Annotated in this window: 19 protein-coding genes; 8 read left to right on the forward strand and 11 right to left on the reverse strand. The window is 42.2% G+C overall.

Annotated features, from left to right (window positions below):
- Positions 1 to 61 precede the first annotated feature (61 nt).
- Positions 62 to 2,956 carry an aminomethyl-transferring glycine dehydrogenase gene (gcvP, locus tag RIB15_RS09355; protein ID WP_350201884.1) on the reverse strand — a complete coding sequence of 965 codons (2,895 nt, stop codon included), beginning with the start codon at positions 2,954 to 2,956 and terminating at the stop codon, positions 62 to 64.
- 217 nt (positions 2,957 to 3,173) lie between these two features.
- Here gcvP and RIB15_RS09360 point away from each other — a divergent pair, with 217 nt between their 5' ends.
- Positions 3,174 to 5,162, forward strand: a complete 1,989-nt coding sequence (locus tag RIB15_RS09360; protein WP_350201885.1) for an LVIVD repeat-containing protein — start codon at positions 3,174 to 3,176, stop codon at positions 5,160 to 5,162.
- Positions 5,163 to 5,176: 14 nt separating this feature from the next.
- Positions 5,177 to 6,313: a YncE family protein gene (locus RIB15_RS09365; RefSeq protein WP_350201886.1), complete on the forward strand. Its 1,137-nt coding sequence runs from the start codon at positions 5,177 to 5,179 to the stop codon at positions 6,311 to 6,313.
- Positions 6,314 to 6,367: 54 nt separating this feature from the next.
- Here the strand turns inward: RIB15_RS09365 and RIB15_RS09370 are convergent, their stop codons facing one another.
- Together RIB15_RS09370 and RIB15_RS09375 are read right to left on the reverse strand one after the other, a co-directional pair.
- On the reverse strand, positions 6,368 to 7,087 hold the full coding sequence (locus RIB15_RS09370) for a hypothetical protein (RefSeq protein WP_350201887.1): 720 nt from the start codon (positions 7,085 to 7,087) through the stop codon (positions 6,368 to 6,370).
- Positions 7,088 to 7,146: 59 nt separating this feature from the next.
- On the reverse strand, positions 7,147 to 9,126 hold the full coding sequence (locus tag RIB15_RS09375; protein ID WP_350201888.1) for a pectinesterase family protein: 1,980 nt from the start codon (positions 9,124 to 9,126) through the stop codon (positions 7,147 to 7,149).
- Between the two features lie 223 nt (positions 9,127 to 9,349).
- Between RIB15_RS09375 and RIB15_RS09380 the strand changes: the two genes are divergently transcribed.
- The 3 genes from RIB15_RS09380 to RIB15_RS09390 all read left to right on the forward strand — a co-directional run bounded on the left by RIB15_RS09380 (position 9,350) and on the right by RIB15_RS09390 (position 13,831).
- Positions 9,350 to 10,180: a ZIP family metal transporter gene (locus RIB15_RS09380; RefSeq protein ID WP_350201889.1), complete on the forward strand. Its 831-nt coding sequence runs from the start codon at positions 9,350 to 9,352 to the stop codon at positions 10,178 to 10,180.
- A gap of 160 nt (positions 10,181 to 10,340) precedes the next feature.
- A complete protein-coding gene (ettA, locus tag RIB15_RS09385) occupies positions 10,341 to 12,017 on the forward strand; it encodes an energy-dependent translational throttle protein EttA (RefSeq protein ID WP_350202055.1) in 1,677 nt (558 codons plus the stop codon).
- A 65-nt stretch (positions 12,018 to 12,082) separates the two neighbouring features.
- Positions 12,083 to 13,831 (forward strand): sensor histidine kinase, encoded by a 1,749-nt coding sequence (locus RIB15_RS09390; RefSeq protein ID WP_350201890.1) that lies wholly within the window; start codon positions 12,083 to 12,085, stop codon positions 13,829 to 13,831.
- Here RIB15_RS09390 and RIB15_RS09395 read toward each other — a convergent pair.
- The 4 genes from RIB15_RS09395 to RIB15_RS09410 all read right to left on the reverse strand — a co-directional run bounded on the left by RIB15_RS09395 (position 13,803) and on the right by RIB15_RS09410 (position 17,510).
- Positions 13,803 to 15,272, reverse strand: a complete 1,470-nt coding sequence (locus RIB15_RS09395; RefSeq protein ID WP_350201891.1) for a PH domain-containing protein — start codon at positions 15,270 to 15,272, stop codon at positions 13,803 to 13,805. The two genes, RIB15_RS09390 and RIB15_RS09395, sit on opposite strands and share 29 nt — an antisense overlap.
- On the reverse strand, positions 15,265 to 15,774 hold the full coding sequence (locus tag RIB15_RS09400; protein WP_350201892.1) for a PH domain-containing protein: 510 nt from the start codon (positions 15,772 to 15,774) through the stop codon (positions 15,265 to 15,267). Before RIB15_RS09400 ends, RIB15_RS09395 begins: the two co-directional genes overlap by 8 nt.
- Positions 15,775 to 15,895: 121 nt before the next feature.
- Positions 15,896 to 16,072 carry a BF3379 family histone-like protein gene (locus RIB15_RS09405; protein ID WP_350201893.1) on the reverse strand — a complete coding sequence of 59 codons (177 nt, stop codon included), beginning with the start codon at positions 16,070 to 16,072 and terminating at the stop codon, positions 15,896 to 15,898.
- Between the two features lie 145 nt (positions 16,073 to 16,217).
- Entirely contained in the window at positions 16,218 to 17,510 is a 1,293-nt protein-coding gene (locus RIB15_RS09410; protein WP_350201894.1) for an MFS transporter, read from the reverse strand.
- A 179-nt stretch (positions 17,511 to 17,689) separates the two neighbouring features.
- Here RIB15_RS09410 and RIB15_RS09415 point away from each other — a divergent pair, with 179 nt between their 5' ends.
- Positions 17,690 to 18,673 (forward strand): endonuclease/exonuclease/phosphatase family protein, encoded by a 984-nt coding sequence (locus RIB15_RS09415; protein WP_350201895.1) that lies wholly within the window; start codon positions 17,690 to 17,692, stop codon positions 18,671 to 18,673.
- Here the strand turns inward: RIB15_RS09415 and hemG are convergent.
- Both hemG and hemH read right to left on the reverse strand, forming a co-directional pair.
- A complete protein-coding gene (gene hemG / locus RIB15_RS09420; RefSeq protein WP_350201896.1) occupies positions 18,668 to 20,014 on the reverse strand; it encodes a protoporphyrinogen oxidase in 1,347 nt (448 codons plus the stop codon). The two genes, RIB15_RS09415 and hemG, sit on opposite strands and share 6 nt — an antisense overlap.
- Entirely contained in the window at positions 20,011 to 21,078 is a 1,068-nt protein-coding gene (hemH, locus tag RIB15_RS09425) for a ferrochelatase (RefSeq protein WP_350201897.1), read from the reverse strand. Before hemH ends, hemG begins: the two co-directional genes overlap by 4 nt.
- Before the next feature lie 63 nt (positions 21,079 to 21,141).
- Here hemH and RIB15_RS09430 point away from each other — a divergent pair, with 63 nt between their 5' ends.
- Entirely contained in the window at positions 21,142 to 21,954 is an 813-nt protein-coding gene (locus RIB15_RS09430) for a Rossmann-fold NAD(P)-binding domain-containing protein (RefSeq protein WP_350201898.1), read from the forward strand.
- A 5-nt stretch (positions 21,955 to 21,959) separates the two neighbouring features.
- Here RIB15_RS09430 and RIB15_RS09435 read toward each other — a convergent pair whose 3' ends face one another.
- Positions 21,960 to 22,322, reverse strand: coding sequence for a carboxymuconolactone decarboxylase family protein (locus RIB15_RS09435; protein ID WP_350201899.1), 363 nt, complete (start codon positions 22,320 to 22,322; stop codon positions 21,960 to 21,962).
- A 106-nt stretch (positions 22,323 to 22,428) separates the two neighbouring features.
- Between RIB15_RS09435 and RIB15_RS09440 the strand changes: the two genes are divergently transcribed.
- Entirely contained in the window at positions 22,429 to 23,934 is a 1,506-nt protein-coding gene (locus RIB15_RS09440; RefSeq protein ID WP_350201900.1) for a hypothetical protein, read from the forward strand.
- Here RIB15_RS09440 and RIB15_RS09445 read toward each other — a convergent pair whose 3' ends face one another.
- A complete protein-coding gene (locus tag RIB15_RS09445; protein WP_350201901.1) occupies positions 23,935 to 24,366 on the reverse strand; it encodes a sll1863 family stress response protein in 432 nt (143 codons plus the stop codon).
- Positions 24,367 to 24,507 lie beyond the last annotated feature (141 nt).

Raw genomic sequence — 24,507 nt, forward strand, 5'->3', positions numbered from 1 at the left:
ACCCTCATTTTTTTAATGAGGATATCCTAAATAAATATTAAATGCGATCAGATTTTTTGCTCTATACCGCTTCGATGCCTTCTTCATAAGCCGACATCGGGATACAGGAGCAAACCAGGTTACGGTCGCCATAGGCATCATCAACTCTGGAAACAGAAGGCCAGAACTTGTCATACTTGAGTTCTTCAAGCGGAAAAGCTCCTTTTTCACGGGAGTAGCTTCGATTCCAGTCATCAGCCATAATCACGCGCTGTGTGTGAGGAGCGTGTTTCAGCACATTGTCTTCTTTGTCTGCAATGCCATCTTCGATTTCCTGAATTTCTTTACGGATGGAAATCATGGCATCACAGAAACGATCGAGCTCTTCGACAGATTCACTTTCGGTTGGCTCAATCATCAGTGTACCCGGAACCGGGAAACTCATGGTTGGTGCATGGAAGCCGTAATCCATAAGACGCTTTGCCACATCCACGGATTCAACTCCGGCGGATTGTTTAAACGGACGAAGGTCTACAATAAACTCATGAGCTGAACGGCCCGTTTTACCTGTATATAGAATCTCATAATGATCCTTGAGCCGATCCTTTAGATAGTTGGCATTCAGGATAGCAAACTTGGTTGCGTCTGTCAGCCCTTGCGCTCCCATCATGCGAATGTACGCGTAAGAAATGGTAAGAATACTGGCACTCCCCCATGGAGCTGCAGAGATTACATTCACTCCTTTTTCACCACCGGTTTTAATTACTGAGTGAGAGGGCAAAAATGGGGTCAGGTGCCCGGCAACACCAATAGGTCCCATTCCAGGGCCACCGCCGCCGTGCGGAATACAAAATGTTTTATGCAGATTCAGGTGACAAACATCAGCTCCAATTTCACCCGGACTCGTCAATCCAACCTGAGCATTCATATTAGCTCCATCCATGTAAACCTGTCCACCATGTTTGTGAATGATTTCACAGAAGTCTTTCACTTTGTGTTCGAACACTCCATGTGTAGATGGATATGTAATCATCAATGCAGCCAGACGATCGCTGTATTTCTCGGCTTTGGCTTCAAGGTCTTCACTTGAGATATTTCCGTGGGTATCAGTGTCAACAACCACTACATCCATACCAGCCATTACTGCACTGGCGGGATTTGTACCGTGAGCAGATGATGGAATCAGGGCTACATTACGGTGGTCATCCCCATTGGCTCTATGGTAAGCACGGATCGTCATCAAACCAGCATATTCACCCTGTGCGCCGGAATTAGGCTGCAGCGACATTCCCGCAAAACCGGTAATTTCGCACAGCCACTCATTTAGTTCATTAAATAATTGAGTATATCCTTCGGCTTGTTCTCTTGGAGCAAATGGATGAATCTGTCCAAACTCAGGCCAGGTGACCGGAATCATCTCGGCAGTAGCATTCAGCTTCATGGTGCAAGAGCCAAGCGAAATCATGGAATGAACCAAAGAAAGGTCTTTATTTTCCAAACGCTTCATGTAGCGAAGCATTTCGTGCTCCGAATGATACAGGTTGAATACTGGATGATCGAGATATTCGGTTTGTCGAGCCAGATTTTCCGGATAATCGACTTTCACTTTTTTCGACTCAGACTGAAAATCAAAACTGTTTTCTTTGCCAAGAGCTTCTGCAAAAATATTGAGAACCAGCTCTGCATCTTCCAGGTTTTTGGCTTCATCAAAAGAAAGACCAATGGTACTTTCGTCTGCATATCTGAAGTTGACTTCATGCTTTTCAGCAACCGCTTTTATTTTCGATACATCCGCTTTCACGGTTATAGTGTCAAAGAAGGTTTCGGTTTTAACCTCTACTCCCATCTTCTCTAATCCAGCTTTGATAAGCTTGGTTAAGCCATGAATCTTGGACGCGATTTTCTTCAAGCCTTTCGGTCCATGATAGACAGCATACATTCCGGCCATCACCCCCAACAACACCTGTGCAGTACAAATATTGGAAGTAGCTTTCTCCCGGCGAATGTGCTGTTCACGGGTTTGAAGAGCCATTCGATAAGCCGGTTTACCTTCGGCATCTTGTGTCACCCCAATGATGCGTCCCGGAATCTTGCGCTGGAAATCTTCTTTGGTAGCAAAAAAGGCTGCATGTGGACCGCCATATCCCATTGGGACTCCAAAGCGCTGTGAAGAACCAACGACCACATCTGCTCCCATTTCGCCCGGAGCTTTTAATAAAGTGAGGCTCAGCAAATCTGCTGCAACAACAGCATATACATCATTTTCATGAGCTGCTGCGATTATATTCGTGTAGTCTTCAACCGTTCCATCTGTTGCCGGATACTGAAGCAGAACGCCAAACAATTTCGGGTCGGTAACATCTAATTCGTGATGATCACCGATCTTCACTTCCACCCCAATAGGTTCGGCTCTTGTTTGCAGAACTTCAATAGTTTGCGGGTGGCACAATTCAGAAACAAAAAACACGTCGGCTTCTTTACGTTTCTTCCCTTTTCGCTGGCCATAAAGCATACTCATAGCTTCGGCCGCCGCCGTTCCTTCGTCCAGCAGAGATGCGTTTGCCAACTCCATCCCCGTCAAATCGCTTACTGTTGTCTGAAAATTAATCAGCGCCTCCAGTCGGCCCTGTGCAATTTCCGCCTGATAAGGAGTGTAAGCTGTATACCAACCCGGGTTTTCGAGAATATTTCTCTTGATGACATTAGGAACCAGCGTATCGTAGTAACCCATCCCAATGAATGACTTATATATTTTATTTTTACCAGCCAGTTTTTTGAACTCTGTAAGAAAATCGTTCTCACTCAATGCTTCCGGTAAATTCATTTGTTTTGAGAGGCGAATGCCTTCAGGGATGGTTTCATCAATCAGCTTATCAACCGAATCGGCTTTGATGACCTCCAGCATTTTCCGGGTTGATTCCTGAGTAGGTCCGTTATGTCGGCGGGCAAATACTTCTTTCTCGAAATTAATGTCCATCTAAGTAAGAAAAAATGAGTTGGTTTTGGTTGGTAGGAACAACGAGTAGCAAGGATAAAATTCCTCAGCTACATCGAAAAACTGGATTCTGTAAAATAAGGAAAAATGAGTTTAAATAGGCAGTTTTTCAGAATTCGAATAGTTCATTTCTCACTTTTTTTTGATTTATTATAGGTCTTAACAAAAATCACTTATCTATTAACAAATTTTACCTGTCATGGCAAAATCACTAAAAATTTTAGCCGCCGTCCTGCTTATTGGTACCACTCATCTTTTTGCGCAGGATGCGGGTTCTTTAAAAATTGTAATCGAACCAGATCCGGTTGAGGTTAAAGTCGGGGATGAACTTCAACTAAAGGCAACATTAACAACTGAAGCCGGAGAAGCTTTGCCTGATACACTTCTATTCTATTCCAGAAATGGACGAGATTTAGAAGTATCCAGAAGCGGCCTTGTAAAAGCCCACAAACCGGGAACATACACAGCTATTGTATTGCGTTCAGGTCCACGGGATCAGCGCGTGGTAAAACAGTTCGAGATTAACGTACCCTACCCTCCTATTGCTAAGGTAGAATTTGCGGATGTACCGGAAAACATCTATTCCAAAACCACCATCGATCTGAATGTACATGTTATTGATGCAATGGACCTGATTCGCGAAAATCCGGATCTGACAATCTCCAGCGACAATCAGGCGGTAGCGATGGTAAGCCATGGCAAACTGATTGCACAGAAACCCGGTAAAGCTAAAATCACTGCTGAATCAGAAGGCAAAAAAGCCTCACTGAATGTAACCGTGAAGCAAAATCCTACAGCCTCTATCACTATTGGTAATACTGAAACCGAAGTTCGAACAGGGGATGTAATCACTTTTAATGCGAAAGCATTAGGTAATAATGGGAAGGAAGTAACTGTTCCCATAACCTATTCTTATACCGCCCAGCCGGATGATAATTTAGGACAGGGAGCTGAAGGACAAGTTTCTCAAAACGGAAAATTTGTTGCTAACAAGCCAGGAATTTTCACCCTTACTGCCCGCTCAGGTGATGTATTTGAAGAACAAATTATCCGCGTGAAAGACCGAAATGTTCAGCAGGACATTGAATTGGTTGGACATGGTGAAGTTCTGGATGTTCACACTTCTGACCTTTGGGTTTGGGAAGGTGTAGACGGCCGGGATTACGCTATAACCGGAACCTGGGGAGCAAGCGGTGATGCTTACTTCTGGGATGTAACTGATCCTTCCAATATCACCCCAATTGATACGGTTCGTGTGGATGCCCGTACAGTCAACGATGTAAAAATCTCTGAAGATGGTACTATTGGAGTAATTACCCGCGAGGGAGCATCGGATCGTAAAAATGGCATGGTTGTTCTGGATGTAAGTAATCCAAGGGATGTGAAAATTCTGTCTGAGTATAATGAAGGACTGACTGGCGGTGTTCACAATGCTTTTATCTACGAAGATCATGTATACGCTGTGAATAATGGCCGCCGATATGACATCATCAATATTGAAGATCCAGAGAATCCCCAAACCGTTGGGCGATTTGAGCTTGATACTCCCGGTCATTCTATCCATGATGTTTGGATTGAAGACGGTATCGCCTACTCCTCTAACTGGAGTGATGGTGTTGTAGCTGTTGATATCGGTGCTCAGGAAGGAGAAATGGGAACAGCCGGAGGATCTCCGGAAAATCCTGTTCAGTTGGGTAGTTACTCTTATCCAAGTGGATGGAATCACGCTGCTTTCCCATTCAAGAGTAAGTCGACTGGCGACTTCTATGTAATCGCCGGGGATGAAGCTTTCCCAAATGGACTTCCTACAAGAAGTAATCCTGTAGCTGCAGCGGGATGGATTCACTTCGTAAAATTTGACGGATGGGATAATCCTAAGGAAGTAGCCAGATATCAGGTACCTGAAGCCGGAACACATAACTTCTGGGTAGTTGACGATCTTCTGTTCGTTGCCTATTACAATGCAGGTCTTCGTATCGTCGATATTTCTGGTGAACTGATGGGTAACCTGTACGATCAGGGACGTGAAATAGCCAAGTTTGAGCCAACCCATCCTGATGCCATTGTTCCAAATGCACCATTTACATGGGGGCCTCAGCCTTACAAAGGCCATATTTTTATCTCTGACTGGAACTCAGGCTTATGGGCTATTAAGTTAGTTGACAAGCCACAACAGGGAACCAACTAAAAATTCTAAAGACTATGAGTTTTAAGAGAGCTTTTTATGCAATGATGATTGGAGGGTTCCTTTTTATGGGAACCTCCAATTCTTTTGCCCAAGACTATTACCTATACGTTGCTGCTGAATCCGATGATGAAGTTCATTTGGTTCACTTCAATGCCGAAACTCAAAAAGGTGAAATTTCAGAAACGATCCGCGTGGGAACCTGGCCCCAGGAAAATGAAGGGCCACATGGACTCACTATTTCACCGGATGGGAGCCACTGGTTTGTGAGCATAGCACACGGTATGCCCTATGGCAAACTCTGGAAGTTTGAAACCGGAACCAACGAATTTGTTGGTGAAGTTGAATTAGGCATGTTTCCGGCAAGTATGGATATCTCTGCAAGCACAGGGTTATTGTATGTAGTGAATTTCAATCTGCATGGCGATATGGAACCAAGTACCGTTTCTGTTGTTGAGCCCGAATCCATGATACGTCTTGGAGACATTAAAACCGGAATTATGCCCCACGGTTCACGTATAAATAGTTCAGGAACCCGGCAGTATCATGTTTCCATGATGACTGACGAACTGATGGAAATCAATACGGAAACGCTGGAAGTTCAAAGACGGCTCAAGTTATCGGAAAAAGATATGAGCAAAGAAATGTCAGCCAGTACTGATCATTCGGGTATGGATCATTCCGGAATGAACCATGGTGAGATGAAGCATAAACCAGTTGAAAAACCAACCTGGGCCGATCCTCATCCTTCAAAACCTTTGGTTTATGTTGCTGCCAATGGCTCCAACGAAGTGTTGGAAATAGACACTAAAAATTGGAAAGTAACCAAGCGATGGGAAACCGGGAAAGCACCGTACAATCTTGAAGTGAGCCATGATGGTAAGCTGTTGGTTGTAACTTACAAAGGGGAAGGCGCTACGGGTATTTGGGATCTGGATTCAGGAAAAGAATTAGCCAAAATCAAAAATAGCCGGAAAGTAAGTCACGGCGTGGCCATTTCAGCCGATAGTAAGTATGCTTTCATCTCGGTTGAAGGAATAGGCGGAGAACCCGGTTCGGTTGATATCATTAACCTTGAATCTTTGAAACGAGTTGATGTCGTTGAAACCAGCAAGCAAGCTGGCGGTATTATTTTCTGGAAACAGGAAGGTTAGTCACTAAAAATTGATGCAATCCAAAGCCCGGTAACTTATCAGAGCCGGGCTTTTTTATTTCAAGGAAATGGAATGACTTACGCTTCTTCCTTTATCCCCTTCACGGGCAATCACTTCTTTGTCAAGAGCTTTAACACTATAACCAAGTTTATCAGCCATACCTATAAGCATAGGCTCAAGATTTCCCTTTTCTGTGTTGAACTTTACCAAAGCTTCTTGGGTACGCATATCAATTTTCCCAATAGCACGCCCGAGCATATCGGCACATTTAAGAATTTCAGCTCCGGAGTATACATTCTTCTCAGAAACCGGAGGTGGTGTAAATTTCTTTTTAAATGTGCTCAACGATTTTATCTCACCTGACTTCACGTCTGGTTGCAACCACTCAATGTTGTGTTCTACATTTCGGATATAATAGGCAACATATCGTGGCTTATCACTTTCTATAAAAAAGCTAAACTCAGAAAGCCACACTTCTTTAACGTTGTCCATTTTCATGTCGAACCATATGCCACCCTCAGGCAAGTTCCAAACCAATTTATCATCTTTCGATTTTCGTTTGTTCAGTTCAAGAGGGTAGCTATCCAAAAAGACATCCGTAATATCCTTTAAATCAGCTTCTGGAGTTACTGTTAGAAGAGGACGGTCTTCAATAGGATTAACAAAGTCAGGCGCATCATTTTCAACTTCACATTCTATATCGCCAATTCGTAATAATATCCGAATTAACCCATCTTTGATTGGCTGTTGAAAAGCAGTAAGGTGTTCACTCATAAATACTTCCGTTTCAATTACCTGAATTTAGGCAAAATCACAGGAAGTAAACATTGCATTTATTTAATCAAAATCATCTTGTTTGTCTCGGAAGCTCCGCCTGCCTCAAGTCGATATAAATAGACCCCGCTTGCCAGGCTTGAGGCATTGAATTTAATGATATGATCTCCGGCTTTTTTAGGCTGGTTGACTAAGATACCAACCTGCTTCCCCAACATATTATATACAGTGATTTTTACGTGAGCCAGCTTTGGAAGTGAATAAGCAATGTTAGTTGATGGATTGAATGGATTTGGATAATTCTGTTTGAGCTTAAAACTCTGAGGAATCTCTTTTGAAGGCTCATTAATACTCACAACACTTAATTCTGATGTTGGCATCCAGTCCCGACCAAAGTTTGGATTACTTTCCCTGAAAAAAATATTCTCAAGTGTATACTTTTCGGCTTCCTCCTCAGAAAGCTGCGTAGCAAAGTCTGGCCGGCTTTCAAAGTCGCCGCATCCCGGACCTGAACAGTTATACTCTCCATACAAAGCTGGTTCTACATTCCAGGAAAGCCAGCCTTCCGGATCAAGAGATTCAGGATAATACGTGTTCAGGAACACAGTGCGTGGAGCCTGTTGCCAGGGCCGCCCCAGATGAAAACTGGTAATAGGGTCCCCATCAAAACCAATAGAATCTGCTGATATCACATTATCCCGAAATACAAACCCAAACTTAGACTCTGACTCCGTCGCAGCAGCCGTAAGCGTTCCTCCATTTCTGTTAATGTGAATTTCAGTGCTGTCAAAAACCACGATATTCCTTCCAAATATGAAGTCAACAGACCCCTCGATATAGCTATTCTTAAAATAGACTCTTCCCGTTCCGTTTGAACCTCTGGCATAGTATGTATCCTGATATCCCAAAATATTTACATTGAAATATGCCTGCCTGTCTCCGTTGGTAACCAAAGCCACAGCCTGCTGATCGCTAAAGGATTTGTCATTAGGAACTGTATTCTGAAAGGTGATATTCTCTGCTACAAAATCATCCGCGTTGATGGCAACACTATACGACTGACTGGTTCCACCAGAAATACCTGCATAATCATCATAAGTAAGAATAGTACTATCGCGATCTTCACCAATTAATTTCACGTTCACTTTTTCTTCGCTCAGCGACAGTTTTTCGTAATATTCTCCCTTCTTCACATAAACAGTATGCACACCTGTATAGTTATTTGGGATGTCATCAAAAGCATCTTGAACGGATGAATAATCACCACTGCCATCTTTTGCAACTACAAAAGTAACGTCAGGAGCCAGAACCTGCGTTTTGAAAATCCGGGTATTCCCGTATCCCGTTCCCTTTCCATTTGTAGCAAATGCTCTAACATAATACCGGGTATCCGAATTCAAGGGGTATAATGTAGCAACAAATTCACCAAGCCCCTTTCCTGATTCAATTTTAAAGTCATCTATGGTGGGAGTGCCTGTTGTATTCCAAACAATTCCCCTAACAGTCACACTATCGCCGCCCCAACCGGTAATGTCACCACTTGTTGAAGCCGAAACTGCCATAACCTCAGTAACATCACCCGTGCTTACTTCTGGAGGAGTTATCTCTTCCAGAGTTTTGAAGTAGACTTCCCGTCCATATGCTGTACCTGATTCATTCGTTGCAAAAGCCCGGAAATAGTATTCTGTTCCCGCTTCAAGACCAGTCATTTTTATTTTGAATGACCCGAGCCCTCCCTCCGAAGTTTCTTTATGATCTTCTACCGTAGGATTTTCAGAAGTACTCCAAACCAAACCCCGCTCAGAAATTTCAGAACCTCCATCATCCGTTACATTTCCACCCGCCGTTGCAAAAGTAGTCGAAACTGACTCCGGATTATAAGTTGCTATACCTGGTACATCAGCATTTGAAAAACCTGAAGCAGCAGACTGTTCACCAGTATATAAAGTCTGAGTCGCTATTGCCGGGTCCTGAGCATTTGCAAACTGAAAGAAATGGAGTACTAATATGAAAACAAATAATGCTGAATTTTTAAACATAAAGCAGACTGGCCTTTAATAGGTTGGACGTATAATTTACTTAACCGATTACTTTAATAATGGAAAAATTTTACTTAAAAGAAATCCAAAAAGCCCAACTTGCCTTAAATGAAAAACAATCAATAACTTGTTTTAGTTACTTTAAAAAATTGAAATTCTATTATTAGCTCTCCCTAATTTTTTATTAAGTCATAGCAAATCCCTATATTCAAAACAAAAATTTATGGAATTCTTACCGAACTGGTTTTACGAACTTAACCCTATCGTCCAAGCTTTAATGGGTGGTTTATTTACCTGGGCAGTAACCTCGCTTGGGGCAGCTATTGTTTTTTTCACAAAAGAAGTCAATTACAAATTATTGGATGGCATGATGGGTTTCGCTGCCGGAGTAATGATTGCTGCCAGTGTTTGGTCCCTTATCATACCAGGTATTGAGCTGGCTGAAGCCCAGGGCATGATTGGATGGATTCCCGCTGCCGTTGGTTTTCTTCTTGGGGGTATCTTCCTGAGAATTTGTGATGCATATATTCCTCATTTACATATCGGACTGCCCCGTGATGAGGCTGAGGGTGTTGATACAAAATGGAAGCGAGCCACACTACTTGTTTTGGCCATTACCTTGCACAATATCCCGGAAGGTTTAGCTATCGGAGTACTTTTTGGTGCGGCAAGCCTCGGAATGGATATGGTGGGAGGAGCTACAGTTGCTGGTGCTATAACATTGGCCATTGGTATTGGAATTCAGAATTTCCCTGAAGGGATTGCCATTTCCATGCCTCTTCGCCGGGACGGGGTAAGCAGGCTAAAAAGCTTCAATTATGGTCAGCTCTCGGGTATTGTTGAGCCTGTTTCTGCAGTAGTCGGAGCTGCTGCGGTGATATTTATCACTCCCATCCTTCCTTATGCCCTTGCATTTGCTGCCGGTGCCATGATTTACGTAGTTGTTGAGGAATTAATTCCCGAAAGCCAGCTTCATGGAAATGCGGACTTAGCCACACTGGGAGTTATGGTTGGCTTTGTGGTAATGATGGTTTTGGATGTAGCCCTTGGATAAGTTTGCTAAAGTATTTTGAAGAAGCATCGATAATACAAGTCGATGCTTTTTTATTTTCAGCATATTTTCTAGGCTACAAATAAACTTTATTTTTTTAGGGGTTCAAAAAATCAAAACTCATTTCGTACCTTTAACTTCTTATTAATTCTAATAAATACGTATTTCCTTGAGCGACAATAAGATTATTTTTTCGATGGTTGGGGTAAGCAAAACATACAAACCCAACAAAACGGTACTTAAAGATATTTACCTCTCCTTCTTTTATGGAGCCAAAATTGGTGTGCTTGGATTAAACGGAGCCGGTAAATCTACGCTTTTGAGAATCATAGCTGGAGAAGACCAGAATTACCAGGGTGATATCAGTATTCAGAAGGGAATTACTTTTGGATATTTATCTCAGGAACCCAAGCTTGATCCTTCTAAAACAGTTAAAGAGATTGTGGAAGAAGGTGTGCAGGATACGATGGACCTTCTTAAAGAATATGAAGAAGTGAATGCTGCTTTCAGCGATCCTGATGCTGATTTCGAGAAGCTGATCGAAAAGCAATCCAAGTTGCAGGAAAAGATTGACCAGGTTGAAGCCTGGGATATAGACAGCAAGCTGGAACAAGCTATGGATGCCCTTCGCTGCCCTCCGGGTGATACTTCGGTAGAAGTACTTTCAGGTGGGGAAGCCCGGCGTGTGGCGCTTTGCCGCTTATTGCTCAAAAAACCCGATGTATTATTATTAGATGAGCCAACCAACCACCTTGACGCTGAATCAGTGGGCTGGCTTGAACAACACCTCGCCCGATATGAAGGAACCGTGATTGCCGTTACTCACGATCGCTACTTCCTGGACAATGTAGCCGGCTGGATTCTTGAACTGGATCGTGGCGAAGGAATTCCGTTTGAAGGCAACTACAGTTCGTGGCTTGAACAAAAGTCCAAGCGACTATCTCAAGAAGAAAAAGAAGAATCCAAACGACAAAAGACACTTAAGCAAGAGCTTGACTGGATTCGTCAAAACCCGAAAGGACGCAGAGCAAAAAGCAAAGCTCGTATTAATAAGTATGAAGAGTTGCTTTCTGAAGAGCATGACAAACGCCGTGATGATATGGAAATTTTTATCCCGGCCGGTCCTCGTCTTGGTGATAAGGTAATTGTGGCTGATCACGTGACAAAAGGGTTTGAAGAACGCTTGCTGATTGAAGATATGAATTTTCAGCTCCCTCCCGGCGGTATTGTTGGAGTAATTGGACCAAATGGTGCCGGTAAAACAACGTTATTCAAAATGATTACTGGTCAGGAAGAGCCCGATAGCGGAAAACTGGTTACCGGCGATACTGTTGAGTTGGGATATATCGATCAAAAAAGACCCTTGGATCCTTCCAAAACAATCTGGGAAGAGATATCAGGAGGTCATGATCTTATTCAGTTAGGAAATCGAGAAGTCAATTCCCGTGCTTATGTAGCCCGTTTCAATTTCAGCGGAGGTGATCAGCAGAAAAAGGTAACAGAGCTTTCAGGAGGAGAACGGAACCGGGTTCACCTTGCAAAAATGTTGAAAGAGGGTGCAAACGTACTATTACTTGATGAGCCCACAAATGACCTGGATGTGAATACTCTTCGCGCTCTTGAAGAAGCTTTATTAGAGTTTGCCGGCTGTGCTGTTGTAATTTCTCACGATAGGTGGTTTCTTGACCGTATTGCAACACACATCTTAGCTTTTGAAGGAAACAGCCAGGTGTACTGGTTTGAAGGAAACTATGAGGAATACGAGGAAAATCGTAAACAAAGACTCGGTATCACCGATGATCAACCACATCGCATTAAATACAAAAAACTAATGCGTTAAAGTTAACATATTTGCTTTTGCCTCGGGGTATAGGCATTTATTTATAACTGTAAAATTCAGCCGATATGACTACGGAAAATGGTAAAGAGCGTCTGGATGTAAATAAGAAAGTGATCGCGCTTTTTGCGTTTGGCATTGTCTGTGCTCTATTGCTGATTCTTATTGTTAATATCTCTATAAATACCGCCTCAGGTATCAGGGCCTATGTTGGTGGAGAGGGCATGTGGACCAAGGCCCAAAAGGAATCGGTTATACATCTTGCCAATTACATCCTCACCGAGAATGAAGAAGAATTTAGCCATTTCAAAAGCGTACTTCGGGTAAACCTGGGTGACCGAATGGGAAGAGAAGAATTATTGAAGGATGAGTATGACTACCAGACCATTTACGATGGTTTTCTGATGGGAAGAAATCACCCCGAAGATATTCCACATATGATCAATGTGTTCAGGCGATTCCAATGGACACCAGAGGTTCAGGAAGCCATTGATGTATGGACCCAGGCTGATTATAAAATTGAAGAACTCATTGATTTTGCAGATTCCATAAAGTCCCAAATTGAATCTGATGAAGTGAGCATGGAACAAAAGGCTACCTGGATAACCGAGCTTGAGGAATTAGATCATGAGCTTACAGATCTTGAAGTTCGGTTCTCAGCAGCAATGGGTAACATGGCACGGCTTGTTAATTCCATATTACGCTGGACTGTAATATTACTTGGGCTGTTGCTTATTGGTATAGGCATATGGCTGATATACCGCTTCCTCAATAGCACCAGAGTATGGATGGAAACCCTCAGAGAAAGTGAAGAGCGATTTAAGCACGTACTTTCGAACTCAAAGGATGTGCTCTATAAAATGAATCTGGATACCAAAGAATATGAATATGTAAGTCCTGCTTTAAAAAGCATGCTTGGTTATGAGCCAGAGGAGTTCCTGAATGGCGGTGTATCTTTTATTCTCTCAAAAATGCATCCGAAAGACCTGGAGCGAATGCAAAAAGTAGTAGAAAAGTATGACTCCATTGAAGACAGCGAATTTCTACCGATTGTTGAGTTTCGGCTTAAAGACTCTAATGGAGATTGGAAATGGGTTAGCAACGTCAGATCATTGGTTCGCGATTCACAGGGGAAACCAGAAGCTATCATCGGTAGTGTGCGAAATATTTCAACCCGAAAAAAGCAGGATAAGCAAATCAAGGAGTCGTTAAAGGAAAAAGAAGTGCTGCTTCAGGAAATTCATCACAGGGTGAAAAATAACCTGGCTATTATTTCAAGCCTGCTTGAACTTCAGAAAGATAATGTAAGTGAAGAAGTAGAGGCTTTGCTTTCTTCCAGTCAGTCCCGAATTAAATCTATTGCCAAAGTACACGAAAAATTATACGAGTCTCCCACACTTTCAAATATTCCGCTTGATACCTATATCCGCGAATTAGCTGAGGAAATCAAAAAAGCTTACACCAGCAACAAGAAAGATATTGAACTCCAACTGAATGTCTCCCCTTATGAAATTGATTTGGATGATGCCATTCCTATCGGCCTTATCCTTAATGAGCTAATCAACAATGCTTTTAAGCATGCTTTTAAGGAACTTGATAAGGGGACACTAATGATTTCTCTTCAGAGCAAAGACAAAGGCATGGAACTGGTTGTGGCTAATGATGGTAATGCAATAGCAAAAGACTTTGACCCTTCTGAAAGCGACTCTCTGGGCATGACGCTGATTCAGGTTCTGATTAAACGCATTAACGGGACACTACACATTGAAAGTGGAGACTGGACTAAATTTAAGATTCAATTTGAGCTGAAGCACTAGCTTCCCCTTCTTCTTCATGATATGGTTCATTCATCAACCATTTTAACACTTTAAAGGTGTCATTCAGGCTTATATCAGCTGCTTCAAAGCCCATGCCGCCGGCCCCTGAAGCAGCGGTCACTGTCATGTTTTGAATGTCTTTATTATCCTGAAATGGATTTTGGCTGGTCGCGATATTTTGGATTCGATTCTTCTTCACGATAGCCGTGGTCCGGGATACCACGCGGTATCTCATCCTGAGAATTTTCTCTCCCAAACCCAATGCAGCATCCTGATATCTCAGCCAGCCTAAATACCCCAAAATGGGAATCAGCATTAACGAGAGCCAGCCATATTCCAACAAATACCATATTACCGGAATGAGAGGTAACACAAAATAATTGGGCCGCCTGATGTATCTCCACAGAGTCTTTTTCGGAGGCCTGATTTGATATTCGGGTTCTTTGTATTCTTCAAGAAACTCACTTAAAAATGTACTCACCTTTTCTGACGCAATGAATGGAACAAGCACAATAGAACGCCCTTTTTGTGTTTGATCAAACCCAGCACTTTCCACATAAATCATCCCATACCCAAACGGCTGGCGGATAATACCCTCTACGAACCGAACTGCCTGAATACGGTTGAATGGTACGGTAATGTGCTTTCTCTCAACCAATCCACTGGTGATAATGAGCTCTTTGGATGTTTTTTCGAGCTGGAAATCCGAGTATTTGAAGATAACACCCAGGAAAGAAAGCGCCCATGAAATCACAATAATGGCGATAACAATACCTATAATGAGGGTCACATCACTATAACCGGGGAGCGCTTCATATACATATTCGATGGTTTCCTCATTAATAAACTCATCCATTTGCCCTGATACAGCACCCAGAATAGATGCAATAAGACCAAAGTTTCCGGAGGTAAAAGCAGCAAAAACCAAGTCTTTGGTCGATAACTTCCATTGACCAAGTATTTCATCCTCTTCTTCTTCAGCTACCTTTTCAGTGCCTTCTCCATTCATTCTCTTTTTACGCAATTCTGTTCGAAGAGCCTCTGCATCTCCCCTTGATATCGCGCTTATTGTAGCCGTTTCGGTTCCCCCGCCGGCTGTTTTAACCTCCACTTTTACCAATCCAAACATACGCTGTAACAATCCCTCAGTGATATCAATCACCTGGATACGATCTTTAGAGAGGTACATATTACTTTTTACAAGAACCCCTTTCTTTATTTGCAGTTCATCTTCATGAACACGATATCTGAACACAACCCAGCTCAATACTCCACTAATGAGAGTAATCGCAATACCTCCCAGCAGCAGATAAATGAAATACCCCTCGGTGTTGGAGCTTCCAATGAAAAGCAGAATAATGATCGTGATAAAGTTCTGCTTGATACTTTCTATCACTCGTGTGACCGCAGCAATTGGATGTTGCCGTTTAAACTCAGACATCATCTTTCACCTTACGTACAAGAGTCGAGATGGTGGTGCGAAGCTCGTCGGCGGTATCATCGTCCAGAGCAGGAATTTCATGCGTGGTTGCAGCCGTAGAAATAGTAACGGAAGACAGTCCAAATTTTCGATAGATCGGACCTTGTTTGGTATCAACATGCTGAACGCGATTTATAGGAACAAGGGTTCTTTTCTTGATGATAATACCGCGAAGCATATCTATTTCTTTTTCTGAAACATCATACTTCCACCTTTTCCAGCGTAAATTGGGAAACAGAATTCCTGTACATAGATAAAATATTACAGAGGCTACAAATAGTGCAGAAAATAACAGCCAGTCTATTCCGTGATACCAGGCTGTTGCTGCATCCAGATTATGATTAATAGCCAAAGCCAGATATATGATAACCGGGGCAAACCAAAGTAATCCAAATAACAAGGCATTTACAGTCCAGGCTTTGATTGCATCTTTATGTATTCGGGTATTAGGCTCTTGATTCATGCACTTTTTTAGATTGAAGCATTTATTTCAGCCTGATAATAAAAAAGATAAATGGATAAATGTTCCTGAAAATAAAAAAAGCCACACAAGGTGGCTTTTCTTTAATATTTGATAGAAGAAATTACATAGCGTTTTTCTTCGCTTGAATTTCCTGCCGGATTTCGTGAGAAAGTTTCTTAAGAGTCATCAGGTGCTTGCGGGCACGTGTTCCGGCAGCTTTATTTCCTTTCTCATAAAATTTCTTCATGTCAACTTGCAGTTCTTCTACTACGTTGTTGATATCGTCCATTCTACTCATGTGTTGTACTCCTTATAATTTTGTTTCGGTTAAAGGTGTTTTTAGAACTGAATAAACACCTGCTTTTTTAATAGTACTGTCTTGATTAATACAGTATAAAATCTGCGTTAATTTAATAAATAAGCAGATAAATACATTGTTTTCTTTAATTTTGGATTATAGGCACTTCTTCCCGGGTTGTTCCCTTAATCTCATCCACTCCAAACATTAACGCCAATCCCACAACCAAAAGCAACAAAATAGCACTCATTCCCCACCTTTGGCTATCCATAAACAAGGTAATCCAACCCACCATAATAGGTCCCGCAAATGTGGTCACTTTTCCTGATAAGGCAAATAGCCCATACATTTGATTTCGTTTATCTTGGGGCGCCAATCTCCCCATGAATGTCCGGCTCGAGGCCTGTACCGGTCCCACGAAAATTCCAAGCAGTAATCCCCATATCCAAAACCATATCTCCGCTTCTACAAAAAGAACCGCCACAACCGGGATAATCAGCCCCGTTAACGACCACACTATCGTGTTCTTACTACCCGTGATATCATCCAGCCATGAAAACCCGAAAGCCCCTAACCCAGCAGTCACATTGAGAGCGATACCAAACATAAAGATCTGGCCCGTATCAAAACCGAAAGTTCCGGCAGCATAAACACCACCCATTGCAAAAATAGTTGCAAGTCCGTCGTTGTAGAACAATCGTGCGAGTAAAAACTTCCAGATGTTCGGCTCATCCTTCAGCATGGCAAGGCTTTTCTTCAGCCCTTTCATCCCATCCTTAACTGCAACAGAAATACTCTTATTTTTTGAAGGAGTATCAGCGGTTTTAAAGAAAAGAGGCAAACTAAAAAGCGCATACCAAAGGCCTGTAAAAAGGAACGTAATGCGCACATTCTGAAGTGAACTTTCATCTAAACCGAATACATCCGCACCATATTCAACAAATCCAAAATAACCGATAATCAGGCAGATTAAACCACCTGCATATCCCATTGCCCAGCCCCAGCCCGACCATTTGCCAATGGTTAAACTGGTGGTTAAATCAGGCAGCATGGCGTTGTAAAAGATAAATGACAGCTCTGCTCCCAGCGTAGCTATAAAAGCCATTATCAAGGCAAACCAGATAAAATCAGAACTCGGTTCAGCAAACCATAACATACTACAGCCGAACACACACATTAAGGTAAAAAAGCCGATCCAGGGCTTTCGCCTTCCGCCTTCATCTGCAATGGAGCCAAGGAATGGAGCAGACAAAGCAATAACAAATCCCGCAAGTCCTATCATATTTCCCCATAACGCCGTACCTGAAGTTTCATTTTCAGCGATAGATTGTGCGAAATAGGCAGCAAAAACAAAGGTTTGTATCATTACGAAATAAGCTGAATTAGCCCAGTCGTACATGGCCCACGCAAAGAGCCCTTTCGAGGATTTGTCAGACATAAAATGATTTTGAGTGGATAGTGTGTCCGAATATCGGTTTTGGAGGGGGGAATGCAAAATTAAATAACCATACATTACCGATACCTGAGTTTTATCTCAGATGCTGATCCTCACAATTCCATCACAAACTTTAAAAGTTCCATAACATTAAAACCCCTACTATCTTATCAAAAAAAGATATGCGCCTGCTTTTACCGATTCTCGTTCTTTTTACTTCAGCTTGTACCATTCAACAGCAAAAAGAAAAGCCCTCCTCTAACTCATTTTCTCAAGCAATAACCACACCGGCCTGGTATCAGGCTTCTGATTTTGATACGGTAAAAGTATTGTCCTGGAATGTGGAGCATTTTGTGGATAGCTACGATAATCCTTATATAGATAACGGACGGGAAAACACTCCACCCGAAAACATGCAGGAACGGCGGAAACTATTCGTGGAAATCATCAAAGAAGCGAATGCAGATCTTGTAGTACTTCAGGAGTTTGAAAGCGACAGTTATGCACAGCAACTAGCTGAGGAGTATTTTCCGGAATTAGGATATAAGGTTTTTGCAGGGCACGAAAGTAATGACTGGTACATGAATGTGGTTGTTATGAGCCGCATACCGCTTGGGCTCTTTCACAGTTATGCAACTTCCAATACCCCAATTATCGGGCAAACTGACGATGACGGCAATCCTGCTTCACAAGAATTTACCAACAATCGGATGTGGACTACAGAGGTGATTGTAAACCCAGATTACAGCTTTTCTTTAACCGGAGTGCACTTGAAGGCGGGACGTGGAGAGCGCAATGAAAATTGGAGACTGGGACAAATCAACTTGTTAAGAGCACATTATAAGCAGCTGCTCGCTCTTAATCCCAACCAGAATATATTAACGGTTGGTGATTTTAACAGCACTCCCGACAGTGATGAGTTTAAAGCATTTTTAGGTGCTGGCACAGAAGTGGAGTTCATTGATCCTCTGGCAGGTACGGATGTGTTTTCACACCCGGCAGATTCAGCCTTTTGGCGTATTGATCATATCCTTCCAAACAGGAATATGCATGCAGAAATTGTGAATGATACAGTGATTGTTAATTATTTCTTTTCGCTTGATTCTATGGAAATGGCGGCTGATCACCTGCCAATGAGCGTAGAAATTATCTCCCGGGATTTATAACCCGGCAGCTAATTCTTCAGCCAGCCCTTCGGCTCCCTGAATACAATCCGGCACAGAAACACCCCATTGGTAATTTCCGCCGAAATACAGACCCGGATTTCCGCCTTCAAACCGATCCAGTTTTGCTTTTTGTTGTTCATAACCAACTTCAAATTGGGGAATAGCTTTTTTCCAGAGCCTTGATCTAATTACGGAAGGTCTTGCATCAAATTGCATCAGCCTGCAAAACTCCCGAATGCCCTCTTGCTCTACCTGTTCTTTTGGTTCTGTCAGTATTCCACGGTCATGAGCTCCTCCTATCATCAGCGTGAATTGATGCTGATCTTTATTAGTAAGCTCCGGAAATATACTTGACTTCCAAATGGCACCAAGCAGTCTGATTCTTTCCTTACGGGGTACTAAAAAGCCAAAACCTTCTGTAATAAAATCTATTTCAGCTTTATTAAAGGTAAGCTGGACCGAAAGCATCGGGGCATAATCAATATTCATCAGCTCCGCCGAAAGCTCCGGTTCAAAGCCCTCCAGAATTCTTCCCAAATTATAAGCCGGAATACATGAAATCACATTTAGTGAATGATATGTTGCTTCTTCGGTTGCTACTTCAAAGCCTGAATCACTCTTTTTTAAACTGAGCACTTCATCGTAAGTAATGTGGTCTGAAATCTTCTCTGTAATAGCATCCGTTAACTGCTGGATACCTTTTTTAAATGAAAGCACCATTGGCTTAACTTCTCTCTTCTCTTTTTTGGAACGAATGGCACCCCAGGAAACAGACCCATAATCCTGTTCAAACTCAGCTAATTTTGGCAATACCGATTTTTTGCTCATCCGGTAAATATCCCCTGCATAAATCCCTGAAAATATCGGGTCTGCTAAATAGTCTACCGCTTCTTTACCAATCCTTCGTTCAAGAAATTCCCCAATGCTTTCATCTTCACCGGATCCTGCCTCAATAAAAGGCTCTTTCAACAACCTAATCTTCCCGCTGGCAGACAGAACCTTCGTTGAAATCAGTGAAGAAATATTTGGTGACAGAGACTGAAGCTTTCCGTCTCTGACAATATATCTGGTTTTGAAAGCCTCAGATATTCCGATCAGGTCATCAGATATTCCGAGATCTTTAGCGATTTTTCTGATCTGTCCGTTTCGATCACGTAGGGAATTGGGTCCAAAATCCATAACAGACCCCTCAATATATTCGGAAGCTATAACTCCCCCCGTTTCACTTTGCTTTTCGAATAACTTAAATGAAATCCCTTTTTGGCGGAGAAACCAAGCTGTGGATAGTCCTGAAATTCCACCGCCCAAAATAATAACTTCGTGTGAAGTTAAGTTGCTCAAGTTGCCTCAACCTTTTTTTCAGTAAGCTTTTCAGCACACCATTTTTCGAGCGTATCAATCCACAGATCACTGTCATTAACACAGGGTATCAGCACCAGGTCTTCCCCACCTGCTTCTACAAAATCTTCTTTGCCACGGATGCCAATCTCTTCGAGTGTTTCAATACAATCTGAGATAAAAGCCGGACAGCAAACGGCTATTTTCTTCACCCCTTCTTCTTCAGCCAGCCGCACTAATTCAGCATCTGTTGCCGGAGTAAGCCAGGGATCGATACCTAATTTTGACTGGAAAGCAGTACTATAGCTGAACTCCCGGTTATCCAAATCAAGATATTTGGCAACGTTCTTAGTAGTCATTAAATCCTGATGGCGGTAACAAAAGGTGTGTGCCGGTGAATTCACGTTGCAGCAATCTTCACACTTCAGGCAGTGATCTCCTGTAATATCTCTTTTTTTAATTTGTCGCTCCGGCACCCCATGATAGGAAAACAGCAGATGATCGATGTCGTGTTCTTCAATATACGGTTTGATGCTTTCACTCAACGCTTTCACATAATCCGGATCATCGTAAAATGGCTCTTTAAACTCCACTTCAAGGTGAGAATATTTACTCAGCCATACTTGCTTGGCTTTTTCGATCACCGTTTCGGTAGTTGCCATAGCATATTGAGGATAAAGCGGAATCAGGAAAACGCGTTCCAGATTCGGATTTTTCTCCATCAGTTCATCAAAACCCGCTTCAATAGATGGATTTCCATACCTCATACCCATAGAAACAGGCACATCTTTTCCTAAACGCTGTTGAAGCTTATCAATAACCTGCTGTGTAATTACAATCAGCGGAGAGCCTTCATCCCACCAAATTAACTCGTAGGCTTCACCAGATTCTTTTGGTCGGAATGGTAAAATAAATGCCTCTACAATAGTCTTACGAATAGGAGCCGGAAGATCAATCACCCTTTTATCAGTTAAAAACTCCCTTAGATAAACTTTCAAATCCGCGGGTTCATAACTATCTGGTGATCCAAGGTTAACCAATAAAATTCCCGTGTTAGATTGTGCCATGCCTGAAATTAATCTATGTTTAGTGTACAGTTAAGCAATAACTTTATTTAATATGAAGAAAGTATGAATTCCGATAAAAACAGTGCTGTATTAATTATTGGCTGCGGTTGGGTTGGTAAAAAGTTGGGCGAAAAACTTCTCAGCGAAGGTTTCACCGTTTATGGGACTACCCGTTCTTCATCAAATTTCTCCGAATTAAATGAAATTGGCATTAAGCCAGTCAAACTAGAGCTTCCTGTTAAGTCGCTTTCTGAAGTACGTCTTCCCAAGGTGGATTCAGTACTTATCTCTATTTCTCCCGGAAGAGGCTCTAGCCGCGATAACTACCCAACACAAATCGGACAACTTTCTAAAGTTCTGGCTGAAAGAAACGTACAGATTATCATGTATAGTTCCACATCAGCCTATGGAAATTCTACAAATGAAGTTTCTGAATCTGACGTTAAACCTGACATCAAGAGTGACAATATAATAGTTGCAGCTGAAGGAGCTTTACTTGAGCATTCACCTGATGCCATCATCCTGAGATTATGTGGGTTATATGGAGAAGACCGACATCCTGCAAAATACATGGCTGGAAGAAAAGACATCTCTGACGGTGATGCTCCGGTAAACCTGGTACACCGGGATGATGTAATTCAAATCACCAAGAAAGTGATTCAAGACAACATACGCGGAGAAATTTTCAATGTGTGTTCCGGATCCCATCCCAGCCGCGAAGAAATTTATACCGTTATTGCCAGCCGTTTAGGTCTTAAAAAACCTACTTTTATTGAAGGCGGGGCCGATGGAAAAACCGTTTCTTCCAAAAAGCTGCACGAGCAGCTCGACATCAAGTTCCTGCACCCCGACCCTGAAGAGTACTTAGCTGATTAGCTAGCTTACTTAAGTGTTCCTTCCTCTTCCAGAAACTCCAGTGTTTCGGTTGCATGACGTAAATGAGGAATAACGATACTGCCACCTACAATTAACGCTACATTCAAAGCGTCTACTATTTCTGCTTTTGTTGAACCGGATTTTGCACACTGTTCCAGGTGATAATCTATGCAGTCGTTGCAGCGTAAAACAGCTGAGGCAACCAGCCCAAGAAGCTCTTTGGTTTGAGTGGGAAGGGCTCCATCACGATACGTATTGGTATCCATATTGAAAAAACGTTTGATACCCAGATGGTCCAAATCCATTACTTTCTCATTCTGTTCCGCTCTTTTTTCTCTGAATAATTCCAGCCGGTTTTTTTCTGACATAATCCTTTTATTTTTTGCTACTCAGTCTCGAAAACACAAAATAGAAAGAGAATCTCTCTTATACTTATTTATATTTTCACAGACTGATTAAGATCAAAACAACAACATGTTCTGGAATAAAAAAGAAGCAGCTCATAAACTGGTAGTTATCGGGGACAGCCTTTCACAAGGGTTTAATAACGGGGGTATTTATCGGACCGATGTCAATTTTCCTTCTTTTATACATCGCTGTATGGATCCTAAACCAGATTTTGATCAGCCCAGCTTTACCGCCCAGGCTGGTATACCTTTAAATCTTGAAGTCTTGGTGAGAGGTATGTCAGAAGAATTTGGGGATGAGATTACCTGGAATGAGTATTTGCCCGCTGCTACTCACATGCTAAAAACACTGAAACGTATCAAAAAATATTGGGAAGGTGGACTTAAGGATTTAGCTGTTGAACGAAATGAGCCTTATCACAATCAATCGGTATGGGGTTTTAATATCAGTGACTCCTGGGTGGTTAATGAGCAAAACAGCCGGCATCATATTCAAACCAATCCGGAGAGATTTACGGTTTTTGATATGCTCCCCGAGCATGCCAAGTTCACTACTGCACGGCTTGTACTTAACCCTTCCCTAAAACCAGACCCTGAACTGGAAACCCGGACCCAATTCGATAATGCGAAAGTTCTGGCTGATAATGGCGGCATCGAAAACCTGATTGTTTGCCTCGGCCACAATAATATGATTGCTGCCATTACAGACCTGAAGGTTATCTGGACCGAAGATGATAACCTGGAAGTATTTCCAGGAAAGCGAACACATACCGTGTACCGCCCCGAACATTTTGAAGATCAATACCGAAAGCTGGCCGAAAAGGTGTCAGGCCTGGGAGCCAAAAGAGTATTCGTTCCCACTCTGCCTTACGTGACCATTCCACCAGTTTGCCGGGGAGTGAATTCCGACCTCTCCAGCAAGCGGCTTGGGTATTTTGATTACTACACCCGCTTCTGGATTTGGGATGAAGATTTTGATCCGGAAAAGCATCCTCATTTAACAAAAGATCAGGCCATTCAGCTCGACCTAACCATGGATGAATACAACAATATTATACGAAAAGTGGCCGGTGAGTATGGATGGTCGGTTGTGCCTATGGCTAAAAATGTAGCCGGTCTGGCACGTCGTCGTTTAGGAGGGGAACTTGTTCGCGATTTACCAAAAGGGCTGGCTGATGCTCTTTTAAAACAGGAAAGCACAGCACACCTGGTAGACGAAGATGGCGATATAAAACTCTCTACAGATTTCATTCGCCTCGACAAAAACGGCCAACTCTATAAAGGGGGGATTTTTAGCCTGGATGGCCTGCACCCAACTACTATCGGTTATGGGTTAATGGCAAATGTATATTTAAAAACCATGGCTAAAGCCGGAGTTAAATTTCAGCACTCCATCAATTGGGATGAAGTTGTCCGCGAAGACACCCTGATAAGCAACCCCCCAAAATTATTGGGAGAATTGCGGTACGTACTTCGCTTTCTTGCAATGGGAAATCAGGAACGATTTCTCAACTTCAGCAAAAATATTCTCGGCCAGGCCATGGATTTGGTCTCTCCTCGTCAAAATGAATAATTAGCCAATTTCGAGGTCTTCAAGCAACTGGTTGTATTTATCTTTCAGAGAATCCAGTCCATCCTGCATTTCGTCTTTTACATCTTGCCATTTATCCTGACCGGATTCTTTAAGTTCAGCCAAATCTTCCTTAAATGTATCTCGTTCACCTTTCAGCTCTTCGATTTTTTCTTCAGCTTTTTCTCGTGCTTCTTCTGATTTTTCTTTCAGCTTTTCTTCGGCTTCAGAAATATCTTCATTCATATTTTCCAATGTTTCTTCAGCATCAGCGATAAACTCTTCTTTAGTTTGCTGAATATCATTCTTAGCCGATTCTACTGTGTTTTCAACCTGCTCTCCAACATTTTCTGCATTCTTGTTAGTCTTTTCTGAACAAGCTGTAAACATTAGCATTGCAGCGGTGATTAAAAGAATTAATCTATTTGTTAACATGACTTTCTAATATTTGATTATGGTTATCTACCTTAACTAAGCTGAATTAACCATACTTGTTCCGGGTTCTAATCTTCATGGGAAATTAATTTAGATTTATTCTACATAAGCTTTGATTTGGTTTAAAACTCTCCTTAACTT

Origin of the sequence: Gracilimonas sp. (assembly GCF_040218225.1) — a bacterium.
In the GTDB taxonomy this organism is placed as follows: Bacteria; Bacteroidota; Rhodothermia; order Balneolales; family Balneolaceae; genus Gracilimonas.